Genomic DNA, 17,046 nt, shown 5'->3' with positions numbered 1-17,046 from the left:
TATCGCAATCACGAGTTGCCTGAAATAATTCACTTTGCTGATCCTGAGGTGTCATTGATCCAGCCTCGCTAAGGACCGATGTCACCGCTGTCAAGTTGTGGAAGCGGACCCCAACCCGCGCTTTTCTCACTATTGTATTCCGGCAACAGCAAACCCGAATGCTTGTTCCTCTGCCGTCGATGCGCCGCGACGCCCTGCAGCAGCAAAGCTGATGCGATAACGAAACACGCTTGGGTGCGATCTTACCGTCAGGGTTATCATTGCGCCGCGTATAGGAGGGCGGTCGCGCAACGATCCGGCTCTATCATTCTTGCCGCTCGCGCGGCTCGTTAGTTGAGGTCGGACAGCTAACGCCAATATGAGCGGGCCGAGCTTTCCGCCGATGATCGACCAAGGAGATAGCCGAACCCGAACGCCACAATACCGATGCCAAGCAACAAAGCGCTTGCAGTGTGCGGGTGGTCTCTGGCGCCGGCGGTGACTGCATAGACCTCGCGTTTCACTCCGCTCGCCGCCGATTGAGCGGCCTTGGCTAATCCTTCCGGCGGTTCGACGGGTGTGCCGGTGAAGCCGGCGTTCAAATCCTGTTTGTCAGCCATGTCGGGACCTTTCCTGAATTTGCTCGTCCTAAATTTGCTCGAGGCTGCAATTTCAATCCTGCTCGCGTGTGCCGGGCGAGGCTTCGCGTTGATCCGCGTCTTCGAGATCCGTTTTGACGAGGAAGGTGTCGCGATGTTCGCGCGAAGCCTCTCGCAGCGCCTCGAGCCTGGGAGGATGGTCCGTCTCGCCCCGTGCATCGAGCTCGTGCTCGGCGCGGGTCCAGTGATCCTGATGCTTGCCTTCCGGCCTTCCTTCGTTCTCCCACAGCGAGTAGGCCCTTTTCCGGATATTGTCCTCACGGGTGGCTGCCTGAGAACCGATGCTCTGATCTGCTGGTTCCTGCATGGCTTGCCGCGGCGTCTTCCCTTTGCCTGCGCCGGCTGGGGATGAAGCCTTCAGTCGGGTGTCGTCGGCCGCGATTTCATTTCTTTTGCGTCGCAACGGATTTTTCATCGGCGTCTCCTTGATGGGATTTCAACCAATTCCGCTGATCTAAGTTCCCATGTTGAGCCCTCAATCAGCACTTGAAGGCTGTTCGAGAGATCCTACTGTTCAAAATGCAGCCACTCCGTCCAAGTGGCTTGGCAGAGGGTCGCAGCTAATATACTAGTATGCCAAAGCCAATGACCGGTACCGCTTATGAGGCAAGCTTCAGAAATCGACGCGCTGGTCGTCCCGACCTCGCAGGAAGCCGGCCGTAGGCCGCGCCGCGTCACCACCGCCGGCGTCATCTATGAGCGTCTCTATGCCGATATCGTCTCGCTCCGGATGCCGCCTGGTCTGTTTTTGCAGGAAAAGCGGATCGCGGACGAATTCGGCGTCAGCCGGACGCCGGTGCGTGAGGCGTTGCTGAGGCTCTCCGAAGGCGGACTGGTCGATATTTTTCCGCAGTCGGGCACCGTCGTCTCGCGGGTGCCGGTTTCGGCGATTCCCGAGGCGGTCATCGTGCGCAAAGCGCTCGAAGGCACGACCGCCGAGATGGCGGCTCAGACCGCCACCGCTGCCGATGTCGCCCGCCTTGATGCCATTATCGCCCGACAGCGCGCGCATGCCGCGGTCGGCAACGCCTCAAGCTTCCACGAGGAGGACGAGGCCTTTCATGAGGCGATCGCGCAGATATCAGGTTATCCCGGCATCTGGGGGATACTGAAGACGGTCAAGGTGCAGATCGACCGGGCGAGGCGGCTGGCGCTGCCGGCGCTTGGGCGTATGGGTAACGTGGTGTCCGAACATATGATCATCCGCGACGCCCTCGCCGCCCATGAGGCGGCGGCTGCGCGTAGCGCGATGATCCACCACTTGAGCGCCGTTATTCCCGATGTCGACGAGCTGCGCTCGCGTTACCCCGATTATTTCTGCTGAAGGCAGGACCACACGAACGAAAAGCAAGGGAAGGAAGAAAGATGCGGCAGGGTTGGAGATGGTTCGGGCCGGAAGCGCCGGTGACGCTGGATGAGGTCCGTCAGACGGGCGCGACCAATATCGTCTCGTCGCTGCATCAGGTGCCGATCGGCAGGGCTTGGACGGAAAAGGAAGTGCGCGAACGCCAAGCGCTGATCGAGACCACGCCTGCCGACCGGTCGCCGCTCGTCTGGTCGGTGGTCGAAAGCATTCCGATTCCCGACGCCGTCAAGCGCAAGGGCGGCGAGGCGAAAGCGGAAATCGAGGCGTGGATTGCCAGCCTCGAAGCGGTCGCCGCCTGCGGCATCCCGATCGTCTGCTATAATTTCATGCCGGTGGTCGACTGGACCCGCACCGAACTTGATTTCGTGACGCCGACCGGCGCCACAGCCATGCGCTTCGATCACGAGCGCTTCGCAGCTTTCGACCTCTTCGTTCTGGAACGGCCGGATGCGGGTCAGCAATATTCAGTGGAAGATCGCGAACGGGCGCGTCTCGTCTTCGAGGCGATGTCGGAGGAGGAGATTGCCGAGATTACCCGCATCATCACCTCGGCTCTGCCCGGTTCGACTACCGAGCCCCTGACCATTCCGGCCTTCCGGGAAAAGCTGGTCGCCTATAGCGGTATCGACGCCGCACGGCTGCGCCGGCACCTGATCGAGTTCCTGGAGGCGGTGACGCCGGCTGCCGAAGCCCGCGGCGTCAAGCTGACGCTGCATCCCGATGATCCGCCGCGTTCGCTGTTCGGTCTTCCCCGCATCGCCTCAACGGGGGATGATTATGCCGCGCTCTTCGATGCGGTGCCGTCGGCGGCGAATGGCATGTGTTACTGCACCGGCAGCCTCGGCGTGCGTGCCGACAACGACCTGCCGGCGATCGCCCGGCGCTTCGCCTCGCGCATTCATTTCGCCCATCTGCGCGCCACGACGCGCGAAGGCGACGGTCGGACCTTCCACGAAAGCGCGCATCTCGAGGGCGACGTCGACATGGTCGCGGTGCTCCGGGAATTGGTGGCGGAAGATAAGCGCCGGGGTGGCGAAGACACCATCGTCTTCCGCTCCGACCACGGCCACCGCATGCTCGACGATCTCGACAAGGTCGTCACCCCCGGTTATCCCGCCATCGGCCGCATGCGCGGCCTTGCCGAACTGCGCGGTATCCTGCATGCGCTGGGCGCCCCGCCGACCTGAGCACGTCCTGGCCGGCGCCCGCGCATTTGCCCGGAAAGTGTGCAGCGGTTGCGGGACAACAGCACGCGCAAAAGCAAAGGACCGAAGCGCATCGCATGAATCAAATAGATGCGATGCGATTTGGCGGCTCGGCGATAGCTGCGGAAACAACCGTGCCGGAGAACGTTCATTCGCGCCCTGTCGGGCGCGCCACTTTCTATTGCAAGATCTCGACCGTAAAGGCGAAACGCGCCGTCGCCCCCGGCGCCAGGATGGTGGTGGAGGGTCGTTGCGACAGCTCGGACGAACCTCCGGCTTCCGCCGCCGTTCCATGCCAGGGTTCGATGCAGATGAAGGGCGCGGCCGGTTTGGTCCACAGAGCAAGGTTGGGCAGATTTTCGAATTGGAACCGCAGGTTCGGCCCGCCTTCGGCGCCGTAACGCAGCCCATCGCCGGCACCCTTCGGGAAAATCATCGCGTCCTTCTCGAACATGGCATGATCCAGCACCAGCCGGCCTTTATCGAATGGGGAGGGCAGTGGGGCGGGGTTGATAAGGCCGCCCTCCAGCCGCGCGAGCGCCGGCTCACCCTCATTGTCCAGCGTGACCATGTGCGGGCGTCCGGCGGCGTCAGGCAGCGGCCAGGCGAAAGCCGGATGGAAGCCGAGACCGAAGGGCAGCGCTCTTGCGTCGCGGTTGTTTACTTCTGCCGTCACCGTCAACGCGCGTCCCTGCACCGCATGCTCCACGGCCAGCAGGAAGTCGAACGGATAGACCGCCTGCGTGGCTGCCGAGGCTGGGAGTTCGTGCCGGCACATGGTCGGCGTCGACGCGGCGAGGCTAAACTCGCTTCGCCGGGCAAAGCCATGCTGGGCCATCGGGTAGACCGCGCCGCCAATCGCCAGCTTGTCATCAGCCGCCTTGCCGACGATCGGAAACAGGATCGGCGATCGTCCGGCCCAGTAGGTCGCCTCGCCCGTCCATAGCCAGGAGCGTCCATCGCTGCTCGTGAGCGCCTGCATCTCGGCGCCGAGAGAGGAGACGTCGACGGCAAGATGCCGATTGCCGATCCGTGTAGAGCTTGGCATCGCAATTCCTTTCGCCGTGATGGGCACGGCTTCACGTCATTTTCGTATGGCGCCCAGTCTGGCGAGCACCTCGTTTGGGATGCCGTAACGCTGGATGGCGTCGCGATTGTTTCGCAACCCGCAGCTCTCGCGCTGGACGAAAAATGCCCAGACGGCATCGGAGGCTTCGTTGAGCAGCCTCTCGCGTTCCTCCGCGCTCTGGCGTTCGACGGCCCAGGCTTTTAACGCGGCGAGCGCCGCCTCCACCTTCAGCCCATGACGCCCGAGCGAATTGGCGCGTTCCGACATCAGCCCATATTCGAGGGCGTTGGCGCCATTGGCGTCCTGCTGCGACTGCCTGAAAGTCTGCGGTAGGCGAACGCTCATTGGCTGGAAATCCTTAAATCAGCGTAGGCGGCAATATTATCCAATCGGAAGCCGGAGATCGAGAGGGTTGAAACGGGCCTATCCTGACGTTTCCATGCGTGGCATAAGGGCGCCGAAACTTCCCCGGACACCCGCGCACATCATGATTCGTATTGAGAATATCAGCAAACAGCTCAGCCACCGGATCCTTTTCATCGAGGCCTCGGCCGCCCTCAACAGAGGCGAGAAGATCGGTCTGGTCGGCCCGAACGGCGCCGGCAAGACGACGATCTTCCGGATGATTAATGGCGAAGAGCAGCCCGACGAGGGGCAGGTCTCCTGCGAGAAGGGCGTGACGATCGGCTACTTCAACCAGGATGTCGGCGAGATGGCGGGCCACAGCGCCGTCGCCGAAGTGATGAACGGTGCCGGCCCGGTCAGCATCGTTGCAGGCGAATTGCGTGAGCTCGAGGCCGCCATGGCCGACCCGGAAAGAGCCGGCGACATGGAAGAGATCATCGAGCGTTACGGCGAGGTGCAGGCGCGTTACGAGGAACTAGACGGCTATGCGCTCGAGGGCCGTGCCCGCGAGGTGCTTGCGGGTTTGAGCTTCAGCCAGGAAATGATGGACGGCGATGTCGGAGCGCTGTCGGGCGGCTGGAAGATGCGTGTGGCGCTTGCCCGCATCCTGCTCATGCGCCCCGACGTCATGCTGCTCGACGAACCGAGCAACCATCTCGATCTCGAAAGCCTGATTTGGCTGGAAGAGTTCCTGAAGGGTTATGAAGGGGCGTTGCTGATGACCTCGCACGACCGCGAGTTCATGAACCGCATCGTCAACAAGATCATCGAGATCGACGGCGGCGGCCTGACGGCCTATTCCGGCGACTATGAATTCTACGAGCAGCAGCGGGCGCAGAACGAGAAGCAGCAGCAGGCCCAGTTCGAGCGCCAGCAGGCGATGCTCGCCAAGGAGATCAAATTCATCGAGCGGTTCAAGGCGCGGGCCTCGCATGCCTCGCAGGTGCAGAGCCGGGTGAAGAAGCTGGAGAAGATCGACCGGGTGGAGCCACCCAAGCGCCGCCAGTCGGTCGCTTTCGAGTTCCAGGCCGCGCCGCGCTCCGGCGAGGACGTGGTCAACCTGAAGAATGTCCATAAGAAATACGGCAGCCGAAGCATCTATGAGGGTCTCGACTTCATGGTGCGGCGGCGGGAGCGCTGGTGCATCATGGGCATCAACGGCGCCGGTAAATCGACGTTGTTGAAGCTGGTGACGGGCACCACCACCCCTGACCAGGGCAGTGTTGCGCTCGGCGCCAGCGTCAAGATGGGCTATTTCGCTCAGCACGCCATGGATATCCTCGACGGCGAGCGGACGGTGTTCCAATCGCTGGAAGACAGGTTTCCGCAGGCAGGGCAGGGGCCATTGCGGGCGCTTGCCGGCTGTTTCGGCTTTTCCGGCGACGATGTCGAGAAACGGTGCCGGGTGCTCTCCGGCGGCGAGAAGGCCCGGCTGGTGATGGCGATGATGCTCTTCGATCCGCCGAACCTGCTCGTGCTGGACGAGCCGACCAACCATCTCGACCTCGACACTAAGGAGATGCTGATCAAGGCGCTCGCGCAATATGAGGGCACCATGCTCTTCGTCTCCCACGACCGACACTTCCTGGCTGCGCTCTCCAACCGCGTGCTAGAGCTGACGCCGGAGGGCGTCCACCAGTATGGCGGCGGTTATACGGAATATGTGGCGCGCACCGGTCACGAGGCGCCTGGCCTGCGGAGTTGACGGCTATTCGTCGGGGTGCGCCGCACGGCGCACTTCACCGATCCGTCGGGCCATGTCTGGGAAGTTGCGCGGGAACTGGACTAGGCGGTTTCCTGTGAGCGAAGTATAGCTCGGCTGATATTGCCGGCGCTCTGCCACGATGATGACCTATTTCCGTGATGTTCGGAGCCCTCTTCATTCAAATCGGGGACGGGCGCGTCTGCATGGACTGGATCAATCGCTATATCGATCAGCCGCTACTGCACGGTGCGGCGGGCTTGCTGCGGGGTTGGCACATCCGCACGCGGCAGCCCCCGGAGCTGTTGGAGCCGACGTGGAATCTCGTTGTGCTCTCTTTTCTCCTTGTCGCGAGCGGGCAGGTGATGGCCGGCAGGCCTTTCGCGCTCAGCGTCGCCGCGCTGCTCATGTTGGCCCTACCGTCGGCCAGAAAGCTGCTTTCGGCGAAAAAGGCGGGAGGAAGCGCCTATGGCGCCCGGGAGTACAAGTCGCTGAGGGCGCGCGCTATCGCCAAACGTGAGGCGGAGTGGTCGGTGCGCATCATTGTACTGTTCTCATCGGCCTGCCTTCCGTTCGTCGCTCGTATCGACGAGCCGGTGGGCGCCTGTTTCATGCTGGGGGCCAGCATCTGGTTCGTGCTGACCGGGCCGCTCAAGACATATCTGGATGCGGCCGAGCCTCCGGAGCCGACCGAAGGCGACCGGACCTACAGCGGCGTTCTTCATTTCGGCTGAACGAAAGCCGATGCGATGCTCCCCCTGCCGAGCATGATAGGCAGGGAACCAAAATGGGCGGTCTCCGTTATGTCAGCAGCAACGTAAAAGGAGATTGCGATGCTTTACTACGCTCTGGTGTTTCTCGTTGTGGCCTTGATTGCCGGCGTCCTCGGATTTGGCGGCATCGCCGGGGCCTCAGCTTCTATTGCCCAGGTTCTGTTCTTCATTTTCCTGGTGTTGTTCGTTGTCTCGCTCGTCATGCGCTTCATGCGCAGAGTATAGCGAGGAGAAATAAAGTATAAAGCCCGGTGATAACTATCGCCGGGTTTTCCTTTTCTTGGTGCTCGCCCACGCGCCGGCGAGAACCCGCTCTGGGCGAATGTGTTTTTCGTGCAACCATTCCTAACAAGATCGTGAAATGGCGCATGCGGCAAGCATGGTGCCTTCGAAATGTCCCAATGGGGCTGAACCGTGAGCTTGTCGCTTGCGCCTCCCACGCATTGAAAGGCGACGCGAAAACGGCACCGTTCTGGGACTGCATTGCGGTCCCCTCCGATAGCCGGTGCCCGCCAGCCGGGTGTTCCCGTCACGATTTGAGAAGGAGAGACTTATGAATAAAACTCTTGCGACGGCGTTTGCCGCGGTATCGTTGACGTTTGTCGGCGCGGGGGCGGTTAATGCTGCCGATCCCGTCACCAGAACATATGAAGAGCCGGATCTGCGCAATGGCGTGAAGATCGGTTATCTCACTTGCGATATCGGCGGCGGCACGGGCTATGTGCTCGGTTCCTCCAAGGAAGCAGACTGCGTCTTCCAATCGATCGTCGGCAATGAGCTTCTGGATCACTATACCGGCGAAATGCGAAAGCTCGGCATCGACCTCGGCTTCACCACGCGCAGCCGGCTGATCTGGGCGGTGTTTGCGCCGACGGCCGGCTATCACCGCGGGTCGCTCGCCGGCCTTTATGTCGGCGCAAGCGCGGAGGCGACGGTCGGCGCCGGCGTCGGCGCCAACCTCCTGGTCGGCGGCACCTCCGGTTCGATCCATCTGCAGACGGTAAGCCTGACCGGCCAACTCGGCCTGAACGTTGCGGCCGGCAGCGCATCGATGACACTGACCCCGGCGGATTGACCGGTTTCTGACTCGCCCCTGCCGAGACGCGGCGGGGGCGTCAAATCCCTCGCGCCTGTTTGCGCGCGCAGTAATGGATGATTATCCGGAAATCTGGGACAGCCGTGATATGCCGCCGAGACGTTCAGGCCGGATGCGGCGGTGGGTCTCACGCTTTTGCCCTGCCGGGTGCGATAAAGGCGCAGATCGTCGCCTCGTCATGACCGGCTTCATGCAGGAAGCGACGGGCAAATTCGACGGCGGGGCTTCGCAGTGCATCATCGGGCCGAATCAGGTGAAAGGCGACGTGATAGTCGAGCGTACGGTCCGACACCGCCACGACGCGTCCGTCGGCGAGCGCCGCATCCGATAGGGGAGGGCGGGCGAGCGCGATGCCGAGTCCTTGCGCGCAGGCATCGATCACCAGATTGTAATCCTCGAAGCGGCGATCCTGGCCGCGCGGCGTATAATCGACACCTTCGCGAGAGAGCCAGCGGCGCCAGCCTTCGATATTGGAGTCGTGCAGAATCGGCAGCTCGAGCAGGGAAAGTGCATCGGAGCGCTGTCCGAGCCGGTCTGCCAGCGCCGGGGCGGCGATCGGAAAGGATTTCTCCTGCCACAGTGGCAGGGCGCGCACGCCGGCCCACGGCCCCTTGCCGCAGCGGATGGCAAGATCCGTGCCTTCGCCGAAATCCGCCAACCGGTGCTCGAGCGTCAGCTCAACATGCAGCTCGCTTCCTTCGAGCTTCGCCAGGCGCTGGAATAGCCACAATGATGCCACCGAAGGCGTCACCGAAAGGCGCACCACCGCCTTGTTCGGCCGGGGCAGCCAGCGCTCGCCGCTATTGCCGAGCAAAGAAAGCGCTTCCTCGGCGCGCGCGAAAAACCGCATGCCTTCCGGCGTCAGGCGAACGCCGCGGGCCTCTCGTGCAAACAGCCGCACACCCATCCAGCGTTCGAGCCGCGACACCTGCCGCGACACGGCGCCGTGAGTGATGCCGCTTTCCTCCGCGGCGGCGGAAAACGATCCGAGCCGGGCGGCGCGGGCAAAGGTCTCGAGCGTATCAAGTGGCGGAAGCACGGGCGAGCTGTGAACCATACGCACATTTGATCATCGATTGAGATGCTTTTCAAGCACGCGTCATCAGCTTAATCCTTGGTCAAAGCACCAATGGAGGCGACAATGAGCATGGCGGCAAGCGCACCGGTTTCGACGAAAGAGCAGGGCAGATTTGATCTGGTGGCCTTTGCGGCGATCGTCGTCACTATTGTCTTCTGGGCCTCCTCCTTCGTCGTGATCCGCATCTGCCTCGGGCCGCTGACGCCGATCGAGCTGGCCACAGGGCGTTACGTGGCGGCCGGCGTCCTTGCCCTTGTCTATCTCGCCATCTACCGGCCGATGCCGGAAAAGAGCGATTTCTTCCGCCTCTCGGTCGCCGCCGTGCTCTTCATCGCCGCCTATGCGGTTCTGTTGAACACCGGCGAGCAGACGGTTGCGGCGGGGCCGGCCAGCTTCATCATCAATACCATGCCGGTCTTTACCGCCCTCATCGCCACCTTCGCGCTCGGCGAGCGCTTCGGCCGCTGGGGCTGGCTAGGCACCGCGGTTTCCTTCGGCGGTGTAGCGCTGATCGCGGTCGCCTCCGACGACGGCTTCAAGCTCGATCCGAATGCAATCCTTATCCTCGGCGCAGCGCTCTGCTCGGCGATCGCCAGCGTGCTGCAGAAGCCGCTGCTCGGCCGACTGCCGGCGCTTGCCGTCACCGCCTGGATCCTGCTGATCGGCTCCGTGCCGCTGTTTCCGGCCGTCCCGGCGACGATCCGCGCGTTGGCGGCAGCGCCCGCGGAGGTCAACTGGGGCGTTGCCTATCTGGTCATCTTCCCCACCGCGATCGGCTATCTCACCTGGGCGATTGCATTGAAGCGGCTGACGGCAGGTCGCGCCTCGAATTTCCTCTATGGCGTGCCGCCGGTCGCAACGCTGATCGGTTTCGTCTGGCTCGGCGAGACGCCGACGGCACTCGGCGCGATCGGCGGAGCCATGGCGATCCTCGGCGTTCTCGTGGTCAACCTCATGCGGAAACGCTAATTGCGCGGCGCGGCGGCCATCAGATTCGGAGCGCGAAACTCGGCCGCCGACAAATAGGCATTGCGCCGCCCTTCGCTTTCTTTAAAAACGAAAGCAGATCGAAAGGGGGCGCCGATGTTCTTGACCGACCGACAGACTGAAATCGTGGCGATCGCGAAATCGAGCGGCAGGGTTCTGGTCGAAGAGCTCGCCTCACGGTTTTCGGTGACACCGCAAACCATCCGCAAGGACCTGAACGATCTCTGCGATGCGCAGGTGCTGACCCGCATCCATGGCGGGGCGACGTTCCCGAGCGGAACGGAGAACGTCAAATACGAAGCCCGCCGCCAGATCGCCGCTTCGGAGAAACAGGCGATTGGCATGGCGGCCGTCGAACTGATCCCGAGCGGCGCCTCGCTCTTCATCAATATCGGCACGACGACCGAGGCGGTGGGCGAGGCGCTCGCCAATCATCACGAGCTGATGGTGATCACCAACAATATCAACGTTGCCAACCGGTTGCGCCTCTTCCCGGCAATCGAAGTGGTGATCGCCGGCGGGGTCGTGCGCGGTTCGGACGGCGGCATCGTTGGCGAAGCGGCGGTCGATTTCATCCGCCAGTTCAAGGTCGATTATGCCGTGATCGGCGCTTCGGCGATCGATATCGACGGCGCGCTACTCGATTATGACTTTCGCGAGGTGAAGGTCGCCCAGGCGATTATCGCCAATGCCCGGCACGTCATTCTGGTTGCCGATTCCACGAAGTTCGAACGCACCGCGCCGGTCCGGATCGGCCAGCTTTCGCAGGTTCACACCTTCATTACCGACCACTGTCCGGTGCCGTCGATCCGCAATCTTTGCCTCGAAAACAATGTGAAACTGATCGAAACGAGCAGCAGATCGCGATAGTTCCGCCAACATTCGTTTGACATTCGGATTTCTTTCGTTTTTACTGATGTCACTTTCGCAATCGCGCAAGTTTTGTGCGATGCGAAATAAGCAGCAGGCTCGGAGGGGCAATTGGGCCGGGAGATACACGACATTTTCGTCATTGGCGGCGGCATCAACGGCTGCGGCATCGCTCGCGATGCTGTCGGGCGCGGCTATACCGTGGCGCTGGCGGAGATGAACGATTTCGCTTCGGGCACCTCATCTGGCGCCACCAAGCTGATCCATGGCGGCCTGCGTTATCTCGAGCATTACGAGTTCCGCCTGGTGCGTGAATCGCTGATGGAGCGCGAGATCCTCTGGGCGATGGCGCCGCATATTATCTGGCCGCTGCGTTTCGTGCTGCCTTATCATAAGGGCGGCATCCGCCCAGCTTGGCTGATCCGGCTCGGCCTCTTCCTCTACGACCATCTTGGCGGCCGCAAGCTGCTGCCGGCGACGTCGGTGCTTGACATGCGCAAGGATCCGGCCGGCAAGCCGCTGAAGGCATTGTTTACGAGAGCGTTCGAATATTCCGACGGCTGGGTCGACGATGCCCGCATGGTGGTGCTGAACGCCCGCGATGCTGCCGACAAGGGTGCGACCATCCTGCCGCGTACCAAAGTGGTCTCGGCAAGGCGTGAGAGCGGCCTATGGCACATCGAGACTGTCGATACCGTCACCGGCCGCAAAGACGGTCATCAGGCCCGCATGTTGGTCAATGCCGCCGGTCCCTGGGTCGATCACGTCATTCGTTCCGCCTTCGGTCAGAAAGAAGCCCACAATGTCCGCCTCGTCCAGGGCAGCCATATCGTCGTCAAGAAGAAGTTCGACGATCCACGCGCCTATTTCTTCCAGAATCCGGACAATCGCATCATCTTCGCCATTCCCTATGAGGGCGACTTCACCCTGATCGGCACGACCGACCGCGACTATACCGCCGATCCCAAGGATGTCAGGATCTCCGAGGAGGAGACGGTCTATCTCTGCAATGCGGCGTCGGAATATTTCAAGGAGCCGGTGCGGCCAGAGGATATCGTCTGGACCTATTCGGCGGTGCGCCCGCTTTATGACGACGGCGCCTCGAAGGCGCAGGAGGCGACGCGCGACTATGTGCTGAAGCTCGACGGCGAGAGGGAGACCGCGCCGCTGCTTAATGTTTTCGGCGGCAAGCTCACCACTTATCGCCGGCTGTCCGAGCATGCGTTGGAGAAGATCGGTGCTGCGATCGGCGTCAAGGGTGCTCCGTGGACGGCCAAGAGCCATCTGCCCGGCGGCAATTTCGCCGTCAAGGGTTATGAGGCCGAGGTTGCCAAGCTGAAAAGCCGCTATCCGTTCCTCGCCGATCGGCACGCTCGCCGGCTGGTGTGTCGCTACGGCACCAGGGCCGAGACGCTACTCGGCAATGCCCGTGGCATTGACGATCTCGGGCGGCTGTTCGGCGGCGATCTCTACGAGGCCGAGGTCGCCTATCTCGTCGAACATGAATGGGCCCGGCACGCCGAAGACGTGCTGTGGAGGAGAACAAAGGATGGTCTGCGCCTTTCGAAGGAGCAGGCTCAGTCACTGGAGGAGTACATGGCTGCCATGCCGGCGATGGCCGGATAGGCGGCGTGTGATCCCCGCTGCGTGGAGGCACGGGAACAGGAATGCTGGAACTGCGGAACGCCGCCAAAATGGTGGGCGCGGACTATCACATCTATCCGACCGATCTGGTCCTCGAGCGCGGCACGCTGAACGTCCTGCTCGGGCCGACGCTGTCGGGCAAGACGTCGCTGATGCGGCTGATGGCCGGGCTTGACCGTCCGACCGCCGGCTCCGTGCATTTCGACGGCGCCGACGTCACCGGCATGCCGGTGCAGAAGCGCAATGTCGCCATGGTCTACCAGCAGTTCATCAATTATCCGGCATTGACCGTTTATGAAAACATCGCCTCGCCGATGCGCATATCGGGCAAGGACGCCGCCACGATCGATCGCGACGTGCGCAAGGCGGCCGAGCTTCTGAAGCTCACGCCCTATCTCGACCGCACGCCGCTCCATCTCTCCGGCGGCCAGCAGCAGCGCACGGCACTTGCGCGCGCCCTCGTCAAGAACGCCAGCCTGGTGTTGATGGACGAGCCGCTCGCCAATCTCGATTACAAATTGCGCGAAGAACTGCGTGAGGAGCTGCCGAAGATTTTTGCCCAGTCGGGTGCGATCTTCGTTTACGCCACCACCGAACCGTCCGAGGCGCTGCTGCTCGGCGGCAATACGGCAACTTTGAACCAAGGTCGGGTCACCCAGTTCGGGCCGACCATCGACGTCTATCGCCGCCCTGTCGATCTCGACAGCGCCGGCATCTTCGCCGATCCGCCGCTGAACACGCTCGACGTGACGAAATCGGGCGATATCTTCACGCGCCCGAGCGGAGCCACGCTTTCCGTCCCCTCGCATCTGGCCGCGGTGCCGAACGGGCCCGTGACGATCGCCTTTCATCCGCATCATCTCGGCCTCCGAGCCCAGACCGGCGATGCGGCCCGCCTGCAGACGCGCACGCTGGTCTCCGAGATCACCGGTTCGGAGAGCTTCGTGCATCTGGAATATGACGGCGTGCGCTGGGTGATGCTGGCGCATGGCATTCACGACATCGATCCGGACATTGAGATCGAGGCCTTTCTCAACACCCGCCACCTGATGGCCTTCGGCGCCGACGGCCGCGCCATTGCTGCGGTCGGCGCTGTCGCTGCAGCCGGAAAGGCATAGGAGAGCACCATGGCACGCATCACGCTCGACCATATCCGCCACGCCTACGGCGCCAATCCGAAGACGGAAAAGGATTATTCGCTCAAGGAAGTCGATCACGAGTGGAACGACGGCGGCGCCTATGCGCTGCTCGGCCCCTCCGGCTGCGGCAAGACCACGCTGCTCAACATCATCTCCGGCCTGCTGCAGCCTTCGCACGGCCGCATTCTCTTCGATGGCAGGGATGTGACGAACCTTTCGACGCAGAGCCGCAACATCGCCCAGGTCTTCCAGTTTCCCGTCATCTACGACACGATGACCGTCTACGACAATCTCGCTTTCCCCCTGCGCAACCGCGGCGTGGCCGAGGCGGATGTCGACCGGCGCGTGCGTGACATTCTCGAAATGATCGACCTTGCCGGCTGGGCCAAGCGCAAGGCGCAGGGGCTGACGGCCGACCAGAAGCAGAAGATCTCGCTCGGCCGCGGGCTGGTGCGCAACGACGTCAACGCCATCCTGTTCGACGAGCCGCTGACCGTCATCGATCCGCATATGAAATGGGTGCTGCGCTCGCAGCTGAAACGGCTGCACAAGCAGTTCGGCTTCACCATGGTCTATGTGACCCACGACCAGACCGAGGCACTGACTTTCGCCGAGAAGGTCGTCGTCATGTATGACGGCCAGATCGTCCAGATCGGCACGCCGGCCGAGCTCTTCGAGCGGCCGAGCCACACCTTCGTTGGTTATTTCATTGGTTCGCCCGGAATGAACGTCATGCCGGCACAGGTCGACGGCAGCGCCGTCAAGGTCGGAGACGAGGTGCTGACGCTGGATTATGCGCCGAATACCAATGGCGCGGTGAAGACCGAACTTGGCATTCGCCCCGAATTCATCCGCCTGGGGCGGGAGGGCATGCCGGTTACAATCAACAAGATCGAGGATATCGGCCGGCAGAAGATCGTGCGCGCCCGTTTCGCCGGCCAGCCGATCGCGATCGTCGTCTCTGAAGACGACGATATTCCCGCGGATGCCCGCGTCACCTTCGATCCGTCCGCCATCAGCATCTACGCCGACAGCTGGCGTGTCGGCAGGGAGGCCTGAGCCATGCAGAAGACGTGGAATAACAAAGCGTGGTTTCTGGTGCTGCCGGTGCTGCTGCTCGTGGCCTTTTCAGCGGTCATTCCGCTGATGACCGTTGTCAACTACTCGGTGCAGGATACGTTCGGCAATAACGAGTTCTTCTGGGCCGGCACCGACTGGTTCGTCCAGACGCTGCATTCCGACCGCTTCTGGGAAGCACTTCAGCGTAATCTGCTGTTCTCCTTCATCATTCTGGCGCTGGAGATCCCGCTCGGCATCTTCATCGCGCTCAACATGCCGAAGTCGGGTCCCGGCGTCCCGGTCTGCCTGGTGCTGATGGCGCTGCCGCTGCTCATTCCGTGGAACGTCGTCGGCACCATCTGGCAGGTTTTTGGACGCGTCGATATCGGTCTGCTCGGTCATACGCTCGCTGCGATCGGTCTCGACTACAATTATGTCCGCGATCCCGTCGACGCCTGGGTTACCGTCATCGTCATGGATGTCTGGCACTGGACGAGCCTCGTCGTGCTGCTCTGCTATGCCGGCCTGGTTTCGATCCCGGACGCCTATTATCAGGCTGCCAAGATCGACGGCGCCTCGCGCTGGTCCGTCTTCCGCTACATCCAGCTGCCGAAGATGAAGCGGGTGCTGCTGATCGCCGTGCTGCTGCGCTTCATGGACAGCTTCATGATCTATACCGAGCCCTTCGTCGTCACCGGCGGCGGCCCCGGCAACTCGACGACCTTCCTCTCCATCGACCTTGTGAAGATGGCGGTCGGCCAGTTCGATCTCGGTCCGGCGGCGGCAATGTCGATCATCTATTTCCTCATCATCCTGCTGCTCTCCTGGGTGTTCTACACCGTGATGACCAGCAGCGACGCGAGCTAAGGGGGGCAGACATGACCAGAAAATACAAACCCGCAGGCAGCCTCTCCTGGCTGGTGCCGACGATCTACATCCTCTTCCTGCTCCTGCCGATCTACTGGCTGATCAACATGAGCTTCAAGGAAAATGCCGAAATCACCGGCGCCTTCACGCTCTGGCCGGCGGCCCCGACGCTGCACAATTATACGGTGATCTTCACCGACCCGTCCTGGTATAACGGCTATATCAACTCGATCATTTATGTGGTGATGAACACGGTGATCTCGGTTGCCGTGGCGCTGCCGGCGGCCTATGCCTTCTCGCGCTACCGCTTCCTCGGCGACAAGCACCTGTTCTTCTGGCTGCTGACCAACCGCATGGCGCCGCCGGCGGTCTTCGCACTGCCGTTCTTCCAGCTCTATTCGGCCTTCGGCCTGATCGATACGCATATCGCCGTAGCGCTGGCCCACTGCCTGTTCAACGTGCCGCTCGCCGTCTGGATCCTCGAAGGTTTCATGTCCGGCGTGCCGAAGGAGATCGACGAGACCGCCTATATCGACGGTTATTCCTTCCCGCGCTTCTTCATCAGGATATTCATTCCGCTGATCGCAAGCGGCGTCGGCGTGGCGGCATTCTTCTGCTTCATGTTTTCCTGGGTCGAACTGCTGCTTGCCCGCACGCTGACGACGACGGCGGCAAAGCCGATCTCGGCGATCATGACGCGAACGGTTTCGGCGGCCGGCTTGGACTGGGGCGTGCTCGCGGCTGCCGGCGTGCTCACCATCATCCCGGGCGCGCTCGTCATCTATTTCGTTCGCAACTACATCGCCAAGGGTTTTGCCCTGGGCCGCGTCTGAGGAGGACCGGACATGACCTTTTCCTGGATGGCCTGGACGCTGCCGACGGCGCTGTTCTTCCTGACGATCCTGGCGCTTCTGATCGCCATGAGCATCGGGGAGTATTTTTCTCCGGGCGGCTCGCCGCGCACGGGCGTGCTGCGTTTCGAAACGACGCGCGGTGACCGGCTTTTCATTTCGCTGCTGGGCAGCGCTTTCATTCATCTTGCATGGCTTGGGCTCGCTGGGCCCAACCTGTGGTGGGCTCTTGCCATCTCCGTGGTCTACGCCATCGGCGTGTTCCGCTACGTGTGACGGCAAAGTGAAGACAGATGG

At 62.2% G+C, this 17,046-nt stretch carries 18 protein-coding genes and 1 pseudogene; 14 read left to right on the top strand and 5 right to left on the bottom strand.

Annotation, left to right across the window (positions count from 1 at the left end):
• Positions 1–347: 347 nt before the first annotated feature.
• Both EFR00_RS30035 and EFR00_RS30030 read right to left on the bottom strand, forming a co-directional pair.
• On the bottom strand, positions 348–599 hold the full coding sequence (locus EFR00_RS30035) for a hypothetical protein (protein WP_009986472.1): 252 nt from the start codon (positions 597–599) through the stop codon (positions 348–350).
• Between the two features lie 52 nt (positions 600–651).
• Positions 652–1,053, bottom strand: a complete 402-nt coding sequence (locus EFR00_RS30030; RefSeq protein ID WP_077993525.1) for a DUF2934 domain-containing protein — start codon at positions 1,051–1,053, stop codon at positions 652–654.
• Positions 1,054–1,239: 186 nt separating this feature from the next.
• On the opposite strand from EFR00_RS30030, the gene EFR00_RS30025 reads away from it, so the two are divergent.
• Both EFR00_RS30025 and uxuA read left to right on the top strand, forming a co-directional pair.
• Positions 1,240–1,962, top strand: a complete 723-nt coding sequence (locus tag EFR00_RS30025) for a GntR family transcriptional regulator (RefSeq protein ID WP_077993517.1) — start codon at positions 1,240–1,242, stop codon at positions 1,960–1,962.
• Between the two features lie 41 nt (positions 1,963–2,003).
• Positions 2,004–3,191 carry a mannonate dehydratase gene (uxuA, locus tag EFR00_RS30020; protein ID WP_040142873.1) on the top strand — a complete coding sequence of 396 codons (1,188 nt, stop codon included), beginning with the start codon at positions 2,004–2,006 and terminating at the stop codon, positions 3,189–3,191.
• A gap of 196 nt (positions 3,192–3,387) precedes the next feature.
• Here the strand turns inward: uxuA and EFR00_RS30015 are convergent, their stop codons facing one another.
• Together EFR00_RS30015 and EFR00_RS30010 are read right to left on the bottom strand one after the other, a co-directional pair.
• The gene (locus tag EFR00_RS30015) at positions 3,388–4,257 is read right to left on the bottom strand and encodes an aldose 1-epimerase family protein (RefSeq protein WP_077993515.1); all 870 of its coding nucleotides are present in this window, start codon (positions 4,255–4,257) and stop codon (positions 3,388–3,390) included.
• 36 nt (positions 4,258–4,293) lie between these two features.
• Positions 4,294–4,623: a DUF6665 family protein gene (locus EFR00_RS30010; protein ID WP_009988255.1), complete on the bottom strand. Its 330-nt coding sequence runs from the start codon at positions 4,621–4,623 to the stop codon at positions 4,294–4,296.
• A gap of 142 nt (positions 4,624–4,765) precedes the next feature.
• Between EFR00_RS30010 and EFR00_RS30005 the strand changes: the two genes are divergently transcribed.
• The 4 genes and pseudogenes from EFR00_RS30005 (at position 4,766) to EFR00_RS29990 (ending at position 8,233) form a co-directional block, all read left to right on the top strand.
• Positions 4,766–6,388 (top strand): ABC-F family ATP-binding cassette domain-containing protein, encoded by a 1,623-nt coding sequence (locus EFR00_RS30005; RefSeq protein ID WP_040112833.1) that lies wholly within the window; start codon positions 4,766–4,768, stop codon positions 6,386–6,388.
• A gap of 139 nt (positions 6,389–6,527) precedes the next feature.
• Positions 6,528–7,119: pseudogene (locus tag EFR00_RS30000) on the top strand (hypothetical protein).
• A 99-nt stretch (positions 7,120–7,218) separates the two neighbouring features.
• Positions 7,219–7,383 carry a DUF1328 domain-containing protein gene (locus EFR00_RS29995; RefSeq protein ID WP_003571841.1) on the top strand — a complete coding sequence of 55 codons (165 nt, stop codon included), beginning with the start codon at positions 7,219–7,221 and terminating at the stop codon, positions 7,381–7,383.
• Positions 7,384–7,711: 328 nt separating this feature from the next.
• Positions 7,712–8,233, top strand: a complete 522-nt coding sequence (locus EFR00_RS29990) for a DUF992 domain-containing protein (RefSeq protein ID WP_040112834.1) — start codon at positions 7,712–7,714, stop codon at positions 8,231–8,233.
• A 148-nt stretch (positions 8,234–8,381) separates the two neighbouring features.
• Here EFR00_RS29990 and EFR00_RS29985 read toward each other — a convergent pair whose 3' ends face one another.
• Entirely contained in the window at positions 8,382–9,311 is a 930-nt protein-coding gene (locus tag EFR00_RS29985; protein ID WP_040112835.1) for a LysR substrate-binding domain-containing protein, read from the bottom strand.
• Positions 9,312–9,383: 72 nt separating this feature from the next.
• Between EFR00_RS29985 and EFR00_RS29980 the strand changes: the two genes are divergently transcribed.
• The 8 genes from EFR00_RS29980 to EFR00_RS29945 all read left to right on the top strand — a co-directional run bounded on the left by EFR00_RS29980 (position 9,384) and on the right by EFR00_RS29945 (position 17,025).
• Positions 9,384–10,301, top strand: coding sequence for a DMT family transporter (locus EFR00_RS29980; protein ID WP_040112836.1), 918 nt, complete (start codon positions 9,384–9,386; stop codon positions 10,299–10,301).
• Between the two features lie 114 nt (positions 10,302–10,415).
• Entirely contained in the window at positions 10,416–11,189 is a 774-nt protein-coding gene (locus EFR00_RS29975) for a DeoR/GlpR family DNA-binding transcription regulator (protein WP_009987660.1), read from the top strand.
• A 111-nt stretch (positions 11,190–11,300) separates the two neighbouring features.
• Positions 11,301–12,815 (top strand): glycerol-3-phosphate dehydrogenase, encoded by a 1,515-nt coding sequence (gene glpD / locus EFR00_RS29970; protein WP_077993513.1) that lies wholly within the window; start codon positions 11,301–11,303, stop codon positions 12,813–12,815.
• 41 nt (positions 12,816–12,856) lie between these two features.
• The gene (locus EFR00_RS29965; protein ID WP_077993510.1) at positions 12,857–13,951 is read left to right on the top strand and encodes an ABC transporter ATP-binding protein; all 1,095 of its coding nucleotides are present in this window, start codon (positions 12,857–12,859) and stop codon (positions 13,949–13,951) included.
• Between the two features lie 9 nt (positions 13,952–13,960).
• Positions 13,961–15,031 carry an ABC transporter ATP-binding protein gene (locus EFR00_RS29960; protein WP_077993509.1) on the top strand — a complete coding sequence of 357 codons (1,071 nt, stop codon included), beginning with the start codon at positions 13,961–13,963 and terminating at the stop codon, positions 15,029–15,031.
• A gap of 3 nt (positions 15,032–15,034) precedes the next feature.
• Positions 15,035–15,898: a carbohydrate ABC transporter permease gene (locus EFR00_RS29955; RefSeq protein ID WP_011427488.1), complete on the top strand. Its 864-nt coding sequence runs from the start codon at positions 15,035–15,037 to the stop codon at positions 15,896–15,898.
• Positions 15,899–15,909: 11 nt separating this feature from the next.
• A complete protein-coding gene (locus EFR00_RS29950) occupies positions 15,910–16,731 on the top strand; it encodes a carbohydrate ABC transporter permease (protein WP_040112840.1) in 822 nt (273 codons plus the stop codon).
• A 12-nt stretch (positions 16,732–16,743) separates the two neighbouring features.
• On the top strand, positions 16,744–17,025 hold the full coding sequence (locus tag EFR00_RS29945; protein ID WP_040112841.1) for a DUF2160 domain-containing protein: 282 nt from the start codon (positions 16,744–16,746) through the stop codon (positions 17,023–17,025).
• The last annotated feature ends 21 nt before the right edge of the window (positions 17,026–17,046 follow it).

This window comes from Rhizobium sophoriradicis, assembly GCF_003939025.1.
In the GTDB taxonomy this organism is placed as follows: domain Bacteria; phylum Pseudomonadota; class Alphaproteobacteria; order Rhizobiales; family Rhizobiaceae; genus Rhizobium; species Rhizobium sophoriradicis.
The sequence above is the reverse complement of the archived record's forward strand: the minus strand, read 5'-3'. Positions and strand labels throughout refer to the sequence as shown.

Excerpts from the sequence above, each read along its gene's own strand:
- EFR00_RS29955 (WP_011427488.1), top strand. The coding sequence starts at position 15,035 with ATGCAGAAGACGTGGAATAACAAAGCGTGGTTTCTGGTGCTGCCGGTG.
- EFR00_RS30015 (WP_077993515.1), bottom strand. The coding sequence starts at position 4,257 with ATGCCAAGCTCTACACGGATCGGCAATCGGCATCTTGCCGTCGACGTC.
- EFR00_RS29960 (WP_077993509.1), top strand. The coding sequence starts at position 13,961 with ATGGCACGCATCACGCTCGACCATATCCGCCACGCCTACGGCGCCAAT.
- EFR00_RS30035 (WP_009986472.1), bottom strand. The coding sequence starts at position 599 with ATGGCTGACAAACAGGATTTGAACGCCGGCTTCACCGGCACACCCGTC.
- uxuA (WP_040142873.1), top strand. The coding sequence starts at position 2,004 with ATGCGGCAGGGTTGGAGATGGTTCGGGCCGGAAGCGCCGGTGACGCTG.
- EFR00_RS30025 (WP_077993517.1), top strand. The coding sequence starts at position 1,240 with ATGAGGCAAGCTTCAGAAATCGACGCGCTGGTCGTCCCGACCTCGCAG.
- EFR00_RS29945 (WP_040112841.1), top strand. The coding sequence starts at position 16,744 with ATGACCTTTTCCTGGATGGCCTGGACGCTGCCGACGGCGCTGTTCTTC.
- EFR00_RS30005 (WP_040112833.1), top strand. The coding sequence starts at position 4,766 with ATGATTCGTATTGAGAATATCAGCAAACAGCTCAGCCACCGGATCCTT.
- EFR00_RS29990 (WP_040112834.1), top strand. The coding sequence starts at position 7,712 with ATGAATAAAACTCTTGCGACGGCGTTTGCCGCGGTATCGTTGACGTTT.
- EFR00_RS30010 (WP_009988255.1), bottom strand. The coding sequence starts at position 4,623 with ATGAGCGTTCGCCTACCGCAGACTTTCAGGCAGTCGCAGCAGGACGCC.
- EFR00_RS29950 (WP_040112840.1), top strand. The coding sequence starts at position 15,910 with ATGACCAGAAAATACAAACCCGCAGGCAGCCTCTCCTGGCTGGTGCCG.
- EFR00_RS30030 (WP_077993525.1), bottom strand. The coding sequence starts at position 1,053 with ATGAAAAATCCGTTGCGACGCAAAAGAAATGAAATCGCGGCCGACGAC.
- EFR00_RS29965 (WP_077993510.1), top strand. The coding sequence starts at position 12,857 with ATGCTGGAACTGCGGAACGCCGCCAAAATGGTGGGCGCGGACTATCAC.
- EFR00_RS29980 (WP_040112836.1), top strand. The coding sequence starts at position 9,384 with ATGGAGGCGACAATGAGCATGGCGGCAAGCGCACCGGTTTCGACGAAA.
- EFR00_RS29985 (WP_040112835.1), bottom strand. The coding sequence starts at position 9,311 with ATGGTTCACAGCTCGCCCGTGCTTCCGCCACTTGATACGCTCGAGACC.
- EFR00_RS29975 (WP_009987660.1), top strand. The coding sequence starts at position 10,416 with ATGTTCTTGACCGACCGACAGACTGAAATCGTGGCGATCGCGAAATCG.
- EFR00_RS29995 (WP_003571841.1), top strand. The coding sequence starts at position 7,219 with ATGCTTTACTACGCTCTGGTGTTTCTCGTTGTGGCCTTGATTGCCGGC.